At 70.3% G+C, this 13,397-nt stretch carries 14 protein-coding genes; 8 read left to right on the top strand and 6 right to left on the bottom strand.

Annotation, left to right across the window (positions count from 1 at the left end):
- The first annotated feature begins 11 nt into the window (after positions 1–11).
- Genes urtB through MW290_RS14100 form a run of 6 tightly spaced genes read left to right on the top strand, consistent with a single transcriptional unit; the run spans position 12 to position 5,159 of the window.
- Positions 12–926 (top strand): urea ABC transporter permease subunit UrtB, encoded by a 915-nt coding sequence (urtB, locus tag MW290_RS14125; protein WP_250195289.1) that lies wholly within the window; start codon positions 12–14, stop codon positions 924–926.
- Complete coding sequence (gene urtC / locus MW290_RS14120) at positions 923–2,116, top strand: urea ABC transporter permease subunit UrtC (protein WP_250195288.1); 1,194 nt, start codon at positions 923–925, stop codon at positions 2,114–2,116. The genes urtB and urtC overlap by 4 nt, the downstream gene beginning before the upstream one ends.
- Complete coding sequence (gene urtD, locus MW290_RS14115) at positions 2,113–2,856, top strand: urea ABC transporter ATP-binding protein UrtD (protein WP_250195287.1); 744 nt, start codon at positions 2,113–2,115, stop codon at positions 2,854–2,856. The genes urtC and urtD overlap by 4 nt, the downstream gene beginning before the upstream one ends.
- A gap of 11 nt (positions 2,857–2,867) precedes the next feature.
- Positions 2,868–3,557 carry an urea ABC transporter ATP-binding subunit UrtE gene (gene urtE / locus MW290_RS14110; RefSeq protein ID WP_250195286.1) on the top strand — a complete coding sequence of 230 codons (690 nt, stop codon included), beginning with the start codon at positions 2,868–2,870 and terminating at the stop codon, positions 3,555–3,557.
- Positions 3,558–3,574: 17 nt separating this feature from the next.
- Positions 3,575–4,804 (top strand): formamidase, encoded by a 1,230-nt coding sequence (gene fmdA / locus MW290_RS14105; RefSeq protein ID WP_250195285.1) that lies wholly within the window; start codon positions 3,575–3,577, stop codon positions 4,802–4,804.
- Between the two features lie 10 nt (positions 4,805–4,814).
- Positions 4,815–5,159: an FmdB family zinc ribbon protein gene (locus tag MW290_RS14100; RefSeq protein ID WP_250195284.1), complete on the top strand. Its 345-nt coding sequence runs from the start codon at positions 4,815–4,817 to the stop codon at positions 5,157–5,159.
- Here MW290_RS14100 and MW290_RS14095 read toward each other — a convergent pair.
- Positions 5,149–6,048, bottom strand: a complete 900-nt coding sequence (locus MW290_RS14095) for a LysR family transcriptional regulator (RefSeq protein ID WP_250195283.1) — start codon at positions 6,046–6,048, stop codon at positions 5,149–5,151. The genes MW290_RS14100 and MW290_RS14095 overlap by 11 nt on opposite strands.
- Before the next feature lie 66 nt (positions 6,049–6,114).
- On the opposite strand from MW290_RS14095, the gene MW290_RS14090 reads away from it, so the two are divergent.
- Complete coding sequence (locus tag MW290_RS14090; protein ID WP_250195282.1) at positions 6,115–6,813, top strand: glutathione S-transferase family protein; 699 nt, start codon at positions 6,115–6,117, stop codon at positions 6,811–6,813.
- 7 nt (positions 6,814–6,820) lie between these two features.
- Here MW290_RS14090 and MW290_RS14085 read toward each other — a convergent pair whose 3' ends face one another.
- A complete protein-coding gene (locus tag MW290_RS14085) occupies positions 6,821–7,738 on the bottom strand; it encodes a LysR family transcriptional regulator (RefSeq protein WP_250195281.1) in 918 nt (305 codons plus the stop codon).
- A gap of 116 nt (positions 7,739–7,854) precedes the next feature.
- On the opposite strand from MW290_RS14085, the gene MW290_RS14080 reads away from it, so the two are divergent.
- Complete coding sequence (locus MW290_RS14080; RefSeq protein WP_250195280.1) at positions 7,855–8,394, top strand: carboxymuconolactone decarboxylase family protein; 540 nt, start codon at positions 7,855–7,857, stop codon at positions 8,392–8,394.
- A 24-nt stretch (positions 8,395–8,418) separates the two neighbouring features.
- Here MW290_RS14080 and MW290_RS14075 read toward each other — a convergent pair whose 3' ends face one another.
- The 4 genes from MW290_RS14075 to MW290_RS14060 all read right to left on the bottom strand — a co-directional run bounded on the left by MW290_RS14075 (position 8,419) and on the right by MW290_RS14060 (position 13,375).
- Positions 8,419–9,885, bottom strand: a complete 1,467-nt coding sequence (locus MW290_RS14075) for a sensor histidine kinase (RefSeq protein ID WP_250195279.1) — start codon at positions 9,883–9,885, stop codon at positions 8,419–8,421.
- Positions 9,882–10,619, bottom strand: coding sequence for a response regulator transcription factor (locus MW290_RS14070; RefSeq protein ID WP_250195278.1), 738 nt, complete (start codon positions 10,617–10,619; stop codon positions 9,882–9,884). The genes MW290_RS14075 and MW290_RS14070 overlap by 4 nt, the downstream gene beginning before the upstream one ends.
- A gap of 76 nt (positions 10,620–10,695) precedes the next feature.
- A complete protein-coding gene (locus MW290_RS14065; RefSeq protein ID WP_250195277.1) occupies positions 10,696–11,505 on the bottom strand; it encodes a spondin domain-containing protein in 810 nt (269 codons plus the stop codon).
- Positions 11,506–11,569: 64 nt separating this feature from the next.
- Positions 11,570–13,375 carry an aminopeptidase P family protein gene (locus tag MW290_RS14060; protein ID WP_250195276.1) on the bottom strand — a complete coding sequence of 602 codons (1,806 nt, stop codon included), beginning with the start codon at positions 13,373–13,375 and terminating at the stop codon, positions 11,570–11,572.
- Positions 13,376–13,397 lie beyond the last annotated feature (22 nt).

Here is a 13,397-nt window from a genome sequence, read left to right as displayed (position 1 = left end):
GGGGGGCTGACATGAGCTTGTCCGAGATGTGGAACATCGGGCTGATGCAGGGCTTTGCCGGCCTCAGCCTGTTCTCGGTGCTGCTGCTGATGGGGCTGGGCCTGGCCATCATCTTCGGGCAGATGGGCGTGATCAACATGGCGCATGGCGAGTTCATGACCATCGGCGCCTACACCATCTACCTGGCTTCGCACCTGGCCGAAACCCATGCGCCCGGGCTGGTGCAGGCCTACTTCCCGTTCGCCATCGTGCTGGCCTTCGGGTTGGCCTTCGCGGCGGGCTGGGCGGTGGAGTGGGCGGTCATCCGCCACCTGTACCGCCGGCCGCTGGACACGCTGCTGGCCACCTGGGGCCTGTCGCTGGCCATGCAGCAGGTGTTCCGCTCCACCTTCGGCGCCAAGGAAGTCAGCCCCACGCTGCCCGACTGGCTGATGGGCAGCTGGGCACCGGCCGAGGGGCTGGACATCCCGATCAACGGCCTGTTCGTGATGGCGCTGACGGTGGCGGTGACCTGCGGCGTGCTGATCGCGCTGTACAAGTCGCGCTGGGGCCTGCGGGTGCGGGCCACGGTGGCCAACCGGCCGATGGCCAATGCCACCGGCATCAACACCCGGCGCACCGACCGGCTGACCTTTGCCATCGGCTGCGGCATCGCCGGCGTGGCGGGCGCGGCCTTCACCACCATCGGCTCCACCGGGCCCACCTCGGGCTCGCTGTACATCGTCGACGCCTTCCTGGTGGTGACCTTCGGCGGTGCGGCCAGCCTGTTCGGCACCGTGGTCTCGGCCTTCGGCATCGCGCAGACGCAGTCCATCTCCGAGTTCTTCATGACCGGCTCCATGGCCAAGGTGCTGACGCTGTCGGCCATCGTGGTCATCCTGATGTTCCGGCCGCAGGGCCTGTTTGCCGTGAAGGTGCGCAAATGAACGCAGCCCGTCTCTTCATGGCCCGCCACGGGCTGGGCAGCGTGCTGCTGCTGGCGGTGCTGCTGCTGGTGGTGTTTCCGCTGACGCTGGACCTGTTCCGCATCAACCTGGTGGGCAAGTACCTGAGCTACGCCTTCGTGGCGCTGGGGCTGGTGATGCTGTGGGGCTGGGGCGGCGTGCTCAGCCTGGGGCAGGGGGTGTTCTTCGGGCTGGGCGGCTACGGCATGGCCATGTTCCTGAAGCTGGAAGCCAGCGACCCCGAGTCCACCAAGATCCAGAGCACGCCGGGCATCCCCGACTTCATGGACTGGAACCAGGTGACCGCGCTGCCCGCCTGGTGGCAGCCCTTCCACAGCCTGCCGCTGACGCTGCTGCTGATGCTGGGCGTGCCCACGCTGCTGGCCTGGATCATCGGCTTTGCGATGTTCAAGCGCCGGGTGGGCGGGGTGTACTTCGCCATCATCACGCAGGCGGTGGCGCTGATCCTCACGGTGCTGATCATCGGCCAGCAGGGCTACACCGGCGGCGTCAACGGCATGACCGACCTGAAGACCCTGGCCGGCTGGGACACCCGCACCGACAGCGCCAAGTGGACGCTGTACTTCGTGTGCGTGGCGCTGCTGCTGGCGGCCATCGTGCTGTGCACCTGGGTGCAGAAGAGCAAGCTGGGCACGCTGCTGCTGGCCATGCGCGACAAGGAAGACCGGGTGCGCTTCTCGGGCTACGACGTGGCCAACTTCCGGGTGTTCGTGTTCTGCCTGTCGGCGCTGCTGTCGGCGGTGGGCGGGGCGATGTTCACGCTGCAGGTGGGCTTCATGTCGCCCAGCCTGGTGGGCATCGTGCCGTCGATCGAGATGGTGATCTTCGCCGCGGTGGGCGGGCGCATGTCGCTGGTGGGCGCGGTGTACGGCGCGCTGCTGGTGAACTACGGCAAGACCTACTTCTCCGAAAGCTTCCCCGACCTGTGGCTGTTCATGATGGCCGCACTGTTCCTGGGCGTGGTGCTGGCCTTCCCCGATGGCCTGGCCGGCGTGTGGAACGACAAGGTGGCACCGCGCTTGAAGGCCTGGGCGGGGCGCAAGAAAGCGCCTGCACCGGTCGTGGTTGCCCCGGCGGTCAACACCGAACCCGTGACCCCACCCAAGCCGCTGCCGCGTGAGCGTGGCGCGGCCGAAGGAGCAGCGGCATGAGCAACACCGACTTCGCGCTGGCGGTGGAAGACCTCACCGTCTCGTTCGACGGCTTCAAGGCCATCAACGGGCTGACGCTGTACGTGGACCGCAACGAGCTGCGCGTGATCATCGGCCCCAATGGCGCGGGCAAGACCACGCTGCTGGACCTGATCTGCGGCAAGACCCGCGCCAGCCACGGCAGCATCAAGTTCAAGAACCAGGAGATGACCCGCATGGCCGAGCACCGCATCGTGCGGGCGGGCATCGGCCGCAAGTTCCAGACGCCTTCCATCTACGAGAACCTGTCGGTCTTCAAGAACCTGGAGGTGAGCTTTCCGCGGGGGCGCAGCGTGTTCGGCGCGCTGGCCTTCCGCTGCGACAGCGAGGTGAAGGACCGCGTGCAGGCCGTGGCCGACGAGATCGGCCTGGGCGATGCGCTGGACACCGAAGCCGGGCTGCTGAGCCATGGTCAGAAGCAGTGGCTGGAGATCGGCATGTTGCTGATGCAGGAGCCCGAGCTGCTGATGCTGGACGAGCCCATCGCCGGCATGAGCGTGCGCGAGCGTGAGCTGACCGCCGACCTGCTGCAGCGCATCTGCAAGGGGCGCTCGGTCATCGTCATCGAGCACGACATGGACTTCGTCAAGCGCATCGCCCACAAGGTGACGGTGATGCACCAGGGCCGCATCCTGGCCGAGGGGTCGATGGACCAGGTGCAGAACGACCCCAAGGTGATCGACGTGTACCTGGGCCACTGAAGGAGCGCCGCATGCTGAACGTACACAACCTGCACGTGGCCTACGGCCAGAGCGAGGCGCTGCACGGCATCGACTTCTCGGCCAAGCGCAACGAGACGGTGGCCATCATGGGCCGCAACGGCATGGGCAAGACCACGCTGTTCAAGAGCCTGATCGGCATCCTGCCTGCGCGCAGCGGCAGCATCGAGGTGGACGGCCAGGACGTGACCAAGCTGGAGAGCTACCAGCGCGTGGCCAAGGGCATCGCCTACGTGCCGCAGGGCCGGATGATCTTTCCCACGCTCACCGTCACCGAAAACATCCGCACCGGTCTGGAGAACGCCGCCAGCCAGCGCATCCCCGACGAGATCTACGCGCTGTTTCCGGTGCTGTTCGAGATGCGCCACCGCAAGGGCGGCAACCTGTCCGGCGGGCAGCAGCAGCAGCTGGCCATCGCCCGCGCGCTGGTCACCAACCCCAAGGTGCTGCTGCTCGATGAGCCCACCGAGGGCATCCAGCCTTCCATCATCAAGGACATCGCCCGCGCGCTGAACGAGATCCGCAAGCTGCGTGAAATCACCATCGTGGTGAGCGAGCAGGTGCTGAGCTTTGCGCTGGACGTGGCCGACCGGCTGTTCGTCATCGAAGGCGGCCGGCTGGTGCACGAGAGCCCCCGCGCCGGCATCGACGCCGAGCGCATCAAGCAGTTTTTGTCGGTGTAAACCAAGAGGAGCGACACATGCCCGAGACCCTGATCAAGGTGGACCTGAACCAGCCCGCACCCAGCAACGAGAAGGTGCACAACCGCTGGCACCCCGACATCCCGATGGCCTGCTGGGTGAACCCCGGCGACGACTTCGTGCTGGAAACCTACGACTGGACCGGCGGCTACATCAAGAACAACGACAGCGCCGACGACGTGCGCGACATCGACCTGAGCACGGTGCACTACCTGTCGGGTCCGGTGGGCGTGAAGGGCGCCGAGCCCGGCGACTTGCTGGTGGTGGACCTGCTGGACATCGGCGCCAAGCCCGACAGCCTGTGGGGCTTCAACGGCTTTTTCAGCAAGAACAACGGCGGCGGCTTTTTGACGGAGCACTTCCCGCAGGCGCAGAAGTCGATCTGGGACTTCCACGGCATGTTCACCAGCTCGCGCCATGTGCCGGGCGTGCAGTACGCCGGCCTGATCCACCCCGGCCTGATCGGCTGCCTGCCCGACAAGCCGATGCTGGAGAAGTGGAACGCGCGCGAGACGGGCTTGATCGCCACCGACCCCAACCGCGTGCCCGGCCTGGCCAACCCGCCCTTTGCCGGCACCGCCCACCTGGGCCAGCTCAAGGGCGATGCGGCCGCGAAGGTGGCGGCCGAAGGCGCCCGCACCGTGCCGCCGCGTGAGCATGGCGGCAACTGCGACATCAAGGACCTGTCGCGTGGCAGCAAGGTGTTCTTCCCCGTGTACGTGGACGGCGCCGGACTGTCGGTGGGCGACCTGCACTTCAGCCAGGGCGATGGCGAGATCACCTTCTGCGGCGCCATCGAGATGGCCGGCTGGGTGCACATGCGGGTGTCGCTGATCAAGGGCGGCATGGCCAAGTACGGCATCAAGAACCCGATCTTCAAGCCCAGCCCGATCACGCCCACCTACAACGACTACCTGATCTTCGAAGGCATCTCGGTGGACGAGCAGGGCAAGCAGTACTACCTGGACGTGCAGGTGGCCTACCGCCAGGCCTGCCTGAACGCGATCGAGTACCTGAAGAAGTTCGGCTACTCGGGCGCGCAGGCCTACAGCATCCTGGGCACGGCGCCGGTGCAGGGCCACATCAGCGGCGTGGTGGACGTGCCCAACGCCTGCGCCACGCTGTGGCTGCCCACGCAGATCTTCGACTTCGACATCAACCCCAGCGCGGCGGGGCCGGTCAAGCACCTGGACGGCAGCATCGACATGCCGCTGTCGCCCGACCTGTAGGCCAACCAGCATGCCGACCTACGACTACCGCTGCGACCAGTGCGGCCCGTTCGAGGCGCTGCGCCGCATCGCCGACCGCGAGCAGCCGCAGGCCTGCCCGAACTGCGGCGCGGCGGCGCCGCGCACCTGGCTGGCGGCAGCCCGCATCGCCGACATGGACCCGGTGCTGCGCACCGCGCTGGCCACCAACGAGCGGGCGCGGCATGAGCCGAAGCGATCAGGCGACTATGCGCGCCTGAAGCACCCGGCGGGCTGCGGCTGCTGCAGCGCCGGTGGCCGCCGCAGCGCGACGGTGACGGGAGCGCAGGGCCAGAAGGCCTTTCCCACCAAGCGGCCGTGGATGATCAGCCACTAGGCAGCTGCAGCTGCTCGGCCAGGTGGCCGTACACCAGGCTCACCCGGCGCAGGTGGCGCGAGCGCGGGTGCGTCAGCAGCCACAGCGTGGTCTGCGCCTCGGGCAGCGGCTCGGTGAGCCGCCGCAACTCGCGCCGGCCTTCGGCCAGGAACATCGGCAGGATGCCGACGCCCAGGCCGAGGGCCACCAGCTCCAGCACCGAGAGGATGCTGTTGACGCGGTAGCGCGGCACCAGCTTGGGCAGGTGCCGCTGCCGCCAGCGCACCGAAGGATGCTCGGGCAGCGCATCGTCGGGCGCAATCCAGTCGGCGCTGCCGGCCTCGGCCTGCGCCCAATTAGGTGCGCCGCGACGGCGGGGCCCATACACCGCCACCTGGATCGGCCCCAGCGGCTTGCCCACCAGGTGCTCCGGCGGGCGCTGCGTGGCCCGCACCGCGATGTCGGCATCGCGCCGGGTCAGGCTGGCCAGCTCGTTGCCGGTGTGCAGTTCGAAGCTCAGCAGCGGATGCACGCGCGCCAGGTCCTGCAGCGCCGGTGCCACCAGGCCGTGCAGCACCGCGTCGGTGGTGGTGATGCGCACGCTGCCCGAGACCGGCGAGGGCGCGGCTTCCACCGCGGCGCGCGCGGCCTCCATCGCCGTTTCCAGTTGCTCGGCATGCTCGGTGAGCGTGGCGGCCATCTCGGTGGGCAGGTAGCCGCTGCGGCTGCGCTCGAACAGCGGGCGGCCGAGCCCCCGCTCGATGCGCTGCAGCGAACGGAACACGGTGGAGGCGTCCAGGCCGAGCCGATCGCCGGCGGCGGCCAACGTGCCGCCACGGGCCAGGGCCAGCAGCAGCTGCAGGTCGGCAGGGCTCAGCTTGTATTGCGTGGCTGCAATCGGCCGTTGCATGCGCGTCTATTCCGGTTTCGTTTGTGCAATCCTACAGTGGCCGCCTGTCCTTACTGCTTGACCGACATGACTTCTGCTTCACCTGCCGCACCCCTGGTGCTGGTGTCCCATGCCTTGTGCCCCTATGTGCAGCGCGCGGCCATCGTGCTCGCCGAAAAGGGCGTGCCCTTCGAGCGGCGCGACATCGACCTGGCGCACAAGCCCGACTGGTTCCTGCAGGTGTCGCCCCTCGGCAAGACACCTGTGCTGCTGGTGCACGGCCAGCCGGTGTTCGAGTCGGCGGTGATCTGCGAATACCTGGACGAGACGCACGCGCCTGCGCTGCATCCGCACGATGCACTGCAGCGCGCGCAGCACCGCTCGTGGATGGAGTTCGGCTCCGCGGTGCTGAACCTGATCGGTGGCCTCTACAACGCGCCTGACGAAGCGGCGCTGCAGGCCCGCGCCGATGAGCTGACAGCCCGCTTCACCCAGCTGGAGTCGGTGCTGGGCGACGGGCCGTACTTCGGCGGCACGGCCTTCACGATGGTGGATGCGGTGTTCGGCCCGGTGTTCCGCTACTTCGACGTGCTGGACGACCTGGGCGAGTTCGTGCGCTGGCCTGCGCTGCCGCGCGTGGGCGCCTGGCGGCAGGCGCTGGCGTCGCGGCCCTCGGTGGTGCAGGCGGTGCGGCCTGACTACCCTGCGCTGCTGCGCCGCTTCCTGCAGGCGCGGCCGTCGGCGTTGGCCCGGCGCGTGGCGGGCAGCGCGCCGGCAGGCGCCTGACCCTGCCTCACTCCGCCCACGCCGCCGCCAGGTGGTCGGAGAAGGCCCGCACCTTGGCCGACTGCCGCCGCTGCGCGGGGCTGACCAGGTGCAGCGGCAGCGCGGGCGCGGCCCAGTGCGGCAGCAGTTGGCGCACCTCGCCAGTGGCCAGTTCTTCGGCCAGCAGCCAGGTGGGCACGTAGCCGATGCCCATGCCGGCCAGCACCGCGGCGCGAACGGCTTCGGTGCTGTTGGTCTGGAAGCTGCCTTGCGCGCGCAGCGTCACCTCGGTGCCCGCGGCCACCGGCGCACCAGGCCCCGCGATGAAGCGCCAGGCATTGCCGGTGGCCAGCTCGGTGTAGACGATGCAGTCCAGCTGCTGCAGGTCTTCGGGCGTGCGCGGCGTGCGCAGCGCCCGTGGCAGCGACTGCAGGTAGCGGCGGCTGACCAGCACCGCGCGCCGGCTGGTGGCCACGCGGCGGGCCACCAGGCTGCTGTCGGCCAGCTCGCCGATGCGCACCGCCAGGTCGATGCCGTGCTCCACCAGGTCGATGAAGCCGTCGTGCAGTCGCAGGTCGATGCGCACGCCCGGGTGCTGCGCCATGAACTGCTGCACCAGCGGCAGCACGCGCAGCCGGCCAAAGCCCACCGAAGCGGCCACCCGCAGCCAGCCGGTGAGCTGCTGCTCGCCGCGGCGCAGGCTGGCTTCGGCCTCGGCGATCTCGGCCACCAGGCGGCGGGCCTGCTCGAAGTAGCGCTCGCCTTCTTCGGTCAGCGCCAGCGACCGCGTGCTGCGGCTCAGCAGCCGCGCGCCCAGCTGCCGCTCCAGCGCGGCCACCTGCTTGCTGACGGCGCTCTGGGTGCTGTGCATCTCGCGCGCCACGGCGGTGAAGCTGCCGCTTTCCACCACGCGCACGAAGGTCTGCATCGCCGTCAGCCTGTCCATGGGCCTGCCTCACTCATGCCTGAATGGACTGGATGTTAGGCCTGGCGGATGGCTAGTGTGAACCTGGGGCATCAATCACAGTGAGGGCTGTCAACACACCGTTTGGAGCAGCCCTGATGAACACCTTCCAAGTGCCCACCCGCGACCAGGTGTCGCCCGCCAACCAGGCCTTGTTCGACCAACTGGAGAAGGGCCTGGGCAAGGTGCCCAACCTGTACGCCACGCTGGCGCTGTCCGAGCATGCACTGGCCAGCTACCTCGCGCTGCAGAAGGCGCGCAGCAGCCTGTCGCCGAAGGCGCGCGAGGTGGTCAACCTGGTGGTGAGCCAGGTGAACCGCTGCGAGTACTGCCTGGCGGCGCACACCGTCATCGGCGGCATGGTGGGCTTGCAGCCCGGCCAGCTGCTGGAGATCCGTGCCGGGCGTGCCAGCTTCGATGCGCGGCTGGATGCGCTGGCGCGACTGGTGCACGACATCGCCACCCGCCGCGGCCAGGCCGACCCCGGGCTGCTGCAGGCCTTCTTCGCAGCCGGCTGGACGCAGGAGAACCTGGTGGACACCATCGTGGCCATCGGCGACAAGATCATCACCAACTACCTGCATGCCACCACGCAAGTGCCGGTGGACTTTCCGCCGGCGCCGCCGCTGAACGACTGAAGCGCGGTCCTCCAGGCCTGTCGCCTAGGCCCGCGTGGGCAGGTCGAACTCGATGCAGGTGCCCACGCCAGGTTGCGAGCGCACCGCCACGTGGCTGCCATGCAGGTCGAGGATGCGGCGCACGATGGCCAGCCCCAGCCCGGCGCTGCCGGCCTGCGGGCCGCTGCCGCGCCAATGGCGCTCGAAGATGCGGGGCAGGTCATCGGGGGCGATGCCGCCACCGGTGTCGGTCACGCTGACGCGCTGGCGCGCGCCGTCGGCCTGCAGCCCCAGGGTCACCTGGCCGCCGGGCGGCGTGCAGCGCAGCGCGTTGTCCAGCAGGTTCTGCAGCAGCCGCTCCACCAGCCCCAGGTCGGCCCACACGGGCGCCGGACCATGGCTCTCGGCGGCCAGCGCCAGGGCCACGCCCCGGGCCCGGGCCACCGGCTGCAGGCCTTGCACCACGTCCTGCAGCAGCTCGGCCAGGCAGAAGGCTTCGCAGCGCGGCTGCACTTGCGGGTCGTCCAACCGCGCCAGCTCGAACAGCTGGTCGATCAGCCGGCGCAGCCGCTCGCTCTGGCGCAGCGCGGTGTGCAGGCGCGCCGTGCGGTCCGGGGTGCCCGTCGCAGGGTCTTCGATCAGCAGGCTTTCCAGCTGGCCGCGCAGGGCTGCCAGCGGCGTGCGCAGGTCGTGCGACAGGCCGCTGACCAGATCGCGGCGGCGCTGGTCGGCCTGCTGCAGCTGCTGGAACTGGGCGTCGACCCGGCGGGTGAGGGCAGCCACCGCCGCTTCCAGCATGGCCACTTCGTTGGGGGCTTCCTGGCCCGGCGTGCCGTCGGTGCGGATGTCCTGCACCTGGGTGGCCAGCCGCCGCAGCGGCCGTGTGAGCGCATGCAGCAGCACGTAGGCCACCAGCGCGGCGCACACGGCCACCAGGGCGAAGGCGGCGGCCAGTTCACGCCCGGCCAGTGACGGCGCCACCTGGGCGGCCACGCTGCGTTGGGCCTGGCCCTGGAGCACCACGTACAGATAGCCTTCGCCAGGTGCCGGCAGCGGCGCCACCGACACCGGCACTCGCTGGCCGGGCCGGCGCGGGTCGTCGCCCAGCACGGGCAGCGCGGCGGCCTGCCCGCCAACCGCCAGCAGCGCGGCCACGGCCTGCACGTCCACCCGCCGGCCCAGCGGGTCGTCGGTGGTGGGCACCCCCAATGCGTGCGCGCGCACCTGGCCATCAGGCCCCAGCAGGTACACCTCCACTGCCGGATTGATGGCCATGACATGGCTGGCCAGCAGATTCACCACCGGCTGCTGCACCTGGCCCTGGTCATCCAGCAGCGGCGCCGGCAGGTGCTGGCCGATGTAGGCCGCCAGGCCCAGGTTCATGCGCTGGGCCGTCTCCTGCGCCGCTCGGCCGTTGCCTGCGTGTACCACCGCCAGCAGCGCCAGCGCCAGGCCGGCCATCACCAGGCCCATGGCCAGCGCCAGGCGCAGGTGCAGGGGCCAGCGGGTCACGGCGCCTCGAAGCGGTAGCCCACGCCCCACACGGTGCGGATGAAGCCGCCGTCCCGGCGGTTGTCACCCAGCTTGCTGCGCAGCCGGTTGATGTGCGCATTGACCGTGTGGTCGTAGCCGTCGTGCGCGCCGCCCCAGACGCTGTCCAGCAGCTGGTCGCGGGTGAAGACGCGGCCGGGGTGGCGGGCGAAGTGCCAGAGCAGGTCAAACTCACGCGGGGTCAGCGGCAGCACGCGCCCGGCCAGCCAGGCCTGGCGCTGCGGATGGTCCATGCGCAAGGCGCCAGCTTCGAGGGTGGAGGGGGTGTCAGCGGTGCCGCCGTGGGCGCCCCGTGCTGCAGAGCGGCGCATCAACGCGCGCAGCCGCGCCGTCAGCTCCTGCAGGCTGAAGGGCTTGGTCACGTAATCATCGGCGCCCAGGTCCAGGCCCTGGATGCGGTCGGCTTCCGTCGCCCGCGCGCTGAGCATCAGGATGGGCAGGTCGCCCGCCTGGGCGCGGATCTCGCGGCAGACGTCCCAGCCGTTCAGGCCGGGCAGGCCCAGGTCCAGCACCATCGCGTCCCAGGGCCCGCGGCTCATCGCCAGGCCCAGGCCCTGCCGGCCGTCGTGCGCCAGCGTCACCTGCGCCGGCAGCCCGGCCAGGTGCTGGTGCAGCAGGGCGGCGATGTCGGGGTCGTCTTCCACCACCAGCAGGCGCCGCGGCGGCAGAGGGTGAGGGGCGGGCAGCGTGGTCATGGCGGCTGGCCGGGCCGGAGGGCCGGCACCGGCAGGGGTGGAACACCCCCGCTCAGTCGCTGCCGCGCGCGCCGCCTTACAGCGAACGTCGACGTGCCGCCAACCAACCCACCGCGCCCAGGCCGGCCAGCATCAGCGCCAGGCTGGCGGGCTCGGGCACCGGCGCCGCCACGAAGCTGATGCGGTAGAGCTCGGTGTCGGCCGCCAACCCGCTGCGGAAGGTGTAGCCGGCGGCGGTGGTCAGGCCGTTGAAGGCCGCGAACTCGGCGAAGTTGTGTGCCACCACCGACTGCTGGTCGCCCCGCAGCGCGGCATTGCCGACGAAGGCTGCGGCTGCGGGGTCGAACACCTCGGTGCCGGCGTCCCAGAGGTCGCGGGCGCGCACGCTGATGCTGGTGATGGCCAGGCTGCCATCGGCATTGAACATCCGGTACGCGGTGGGCGAATCGTTGCCCAGGAAGAAGTCGTTGCTGGGCACCACCATGGCCGCGTAGCTGAAGTACGGGTTGAGCGCGGTGTTCACGCTGACCGTGGTGCTGGCCGACAGCCCTGGCAGCAGCGGCGAGCTGCCGATGGTGCCCACGGTGGCGCCCGGGTCGGCCGCGGTGAAGGCCGGCAACCACAGCGAGCCCGAGCCCAGCTCGGCCACACGCTGGATGGCGGGTGAAGCCACCTGGCCCAGGTCGAAGCCGTCGAACGCGCCGCTGCCGAAGCCGAAGTTCAGCGGCGCGACGACGGTGCCGTCGCTGGCGGCCAGGTTCTGCACGCTGATGGTGACCTGGCGCACCTGGGCCTGCGCGGCAGCGCCGGCCAGCAGCAAGGTGGTGGCCAGGGCCAGCGGCGCCGTCGCGCCGAGCCGGCGCAGGGAGGGGAGGGGGAAGGACATGGGCAACTCCATCGGTGGAAAAACCGTCAGAGCCCCAGCTTAGGCAGCGGCTGCTGCCCAATCCTCACGGCATTCTCACGGGCTCCGTGCGCCGCAGCAGCCAGTCACGCGCCTCGCCCTGCACCAGCGGCAGCAGCCGCTCGCGCACGGTGGCGTGGTAGTGGTTCAGCCAGGCGCATTCGTCCTCGCGCAGCAGCGCCAGGTCGATGCAGCTGGTGTCGATGGGGCACAGCGTCAGCGTCTCGAAGTCGAGGAACTCGCCGAACCCGGCGGCCGGCGCGGGCACGTTGAGCACCAGGTTCTCGATGCGGATGCCCCATTGGCCCGGCCGGTACAGCCCCGGCTCGATGCTGGTGACCATGCCGGGCTCCATCGCCATGTTCGCGTCGGGCACGGCCTTGGCGATGGTCTGCGGGCCTTCATGCACGTTGAGGAAGTAGCCCACGCCGTGGCCGGTGCCGTGGCCGTAGTCCAGGCCCTCGGCCCACAGCGGCGCACGGGCGATGGCGTCCAGCATCGGGCCCGGCGTGCCGCGCGGAAAACGGGTGCGGCTCAGCGCCATCGTGCCCTTGAGCACCAGGGTGTAGTCGCGTTTTTGCTCGGCCGTCACCTGGCCGATGGCCCAGACGCGGGTGATGTCGGTGGTGCCGCCCAGGTACTGGCCGCCGGAATCGATCAGCAGCAGGCCGTCGCCTTCGATCACCGCATGCGATTCGGGCAGCGCGCGGTAGTGCGGCATCGCGCCATTGGCATTGACGCCGGCGATGGTGGCAAAGCTGGGGCCGATGCAGCCGGGCCGCTGGGCACGCTCTTCGGCCAGCCATTCGTCCACCGTCAGTTCGGTCAGCCGCTCGCCGCGGGCCAGCGCGGCCTCGAAGCGGGCATAGAAGGCGCACATTGCCGCGCCGTCTTCGGCCATGGCCTGGCGGATGTGGGCGGCTTCGGCCTCGGTCTTGCGGCTCTTGGCCAGCGTGCTGGGGTTGATGGCTTCCACCACCGCGCAGGCCAGCCGCTCGCGCGCGCCCAGCGTGGTGCGGCGCGGGTCCAGCAGCAGCCGGGCATCGGCCGGCACCGCGGCCAGGGCCGCGGCGGCCTGGTCATAAGGCGCCACGGCCACGCCGTCGGCCTGCAGCGTGGCGGCCAGCGCCGGGCTCAGCTTGCCTTCGGCGATGAAGAGCGTGGCACCTGCGGGCGCCAGCAGCACATGGGCCAGGAACACCGGGTTGTAGTCCACGTCGGCGCCGCGCAGGTTCAGCAGCCAGGCCACGTCGTCGACGGTGGAGATGAGGTGGTGCGTGGCGCCGTGGCGGGCCATGGCCTCTCGCACCAGGGCCAGCTTGGCGCTGCGCGGCAGCGTGGCATGCGGGGCGACATGTTCATACACCGGCGCGGCGGGCAGGCCGGGGCGGTCGGGCCACAGCTCCTGCAGCAGATCGACGTCGGTGCGCAGCTGCACGCCGGCGGCCTGCAGCACGCTGCGCAACTGCTGCGCGGCGCCCAGACCCAGCACGTTGCCGTCCACGCCCACGGTGTCGCCAGCCTGGCAGGCGCGGGCCAGCCAATCAACGTGCGCGGTGGAGCCGCCGGTGGCGATCTTGACCAGCTCGATGCCGCTGCCGGCCAGCTGCGCTTCGGCCTGCACCCAGTAGCGGCTGTCGGCAAACAGCGCCGCCTGGTCGCGGGTGACCACCAGCGTGCCCATGGAGCCTGTGAAGCCCGACAGCCACTGCCGGCCCTGCCAGCGTTCGGGCAGGTATTCCGAGAGGTGCGGGTCGGCGGAAGGCACCAGCACCGCGGCCAGCTGGTGGCGGGCGAGGGCGGCTTGCGCGTCCTGGATGCGGGCGCGATGGATGGAGCTGCGTGTGTCCATGGTCAGGAAAGTGCTGCGGTGG

It is taken from the genome of Aquincola tertiaricarbonis, from assembly GCF_023573145.1.
Taxonomy (GTDB): Bacteria; Pseudomonadota; Gammaproteobacteria; order Burkholderiales; family Burkholderiaceae_C; genus Aquincola; species Aquincola tertiaricarbonis_B.
This window is presented reverse-complemented; position numbering and strand designations above follow the sequence as displayed.

Excerpts from the sequence above, each read along its gene's own strand:
- urtB (WP_250195289.1), top strand. The coding sequence starts at position 12 with ATGAGCTTGTCCGAGATGTGGAACATCGGGCTGATGCAGGGCTTTGCC.
- urtC (WP_250195288.1), top strand. The coding sequence starts at position 923 with ATGAACGCAGCCCGTCTCTTCATGGCCCGCCACGGGCTGGGCAGCGTG.
- urtD (WP_250195287.1), top strand. The coding sequence starts at position 2,113 with ATGAGCAACACCGACTTCGCGCTGGCGGTGGAAGACCTCACCGTCTCG.
- urtE (WP_250195286.1), top strand. The coding sequence starts at position 2,868 with ATGCTGAACGTACACAACCTGCACGTGGCCTACGGCCAGAGCGAGGCG.
- fmdA (WP_250195285.1), top strand. The coding sequence starts at position 3,575 with ATGCCCGAGACCCTGATCAAGGTGGACCTGAACCAGCCCGCACCCAGC.
- MW290_RS14100 (WP_250195284.1), top strand. The coding sequence starts at position 4,815 with ATGCCGACCTACGACTACCGCTGCGACCAGTGCGGCCCGTTCGAGGCG.
- MW290_RS14095 (WP_250195283.1), bottom strand. The coding sequence starts at position 6,048 with ATGCAACGGCCGATTGCAGCCACGCAATACAAGCTGAGCCCTGCCGAC.
- MW290_RS14090 (WP_250195282.1), top strand. The coding sequence starts at position 6,115 with ATGACTTCTGCTTCACCTGCCGCACCCCTGGTGCTGGTGTCCCATGCC.
- MW290_RS14085 (WP_250195281.1), bottom strand. The coding sequence starts at position 7,738 with ATGGACAGGCTGACGGCGATGCAGACCTTCGTGCGCGTGGTGGAAAGC.
- MW290_RS14080 (WP_250195280.1), top strand. The coding sequence starts at position 7,855 with ATGAACACCTTCCAAGTGCCCACCCGCGACCAGGTGTCGCCCGCCAAC.
- MW290_RS14070 (WP_250195278.1), bottom strand. The coding sequence starts at position 10,619 with ATGACCACGCTGCCCGCCCCTCACCCTCTGCCGCCGCGGCGCCTGCTG.
- MW290_RS14065 (WP_250195277.1), bottom strand. The coding sequence starts at position 11,505 with ATGTCCTTCCCCCTCCCCTCCCTGCGCCGGCTCGGCGCGACGGCGCCG.
- MW290_RS14060 (WP_250195276.1), bottom strand. The coding sequence starts at position 13,375 with ATGGACACACGCAGCTCCATCCATCGCGCCCGCATCCAGGACGCGCAA.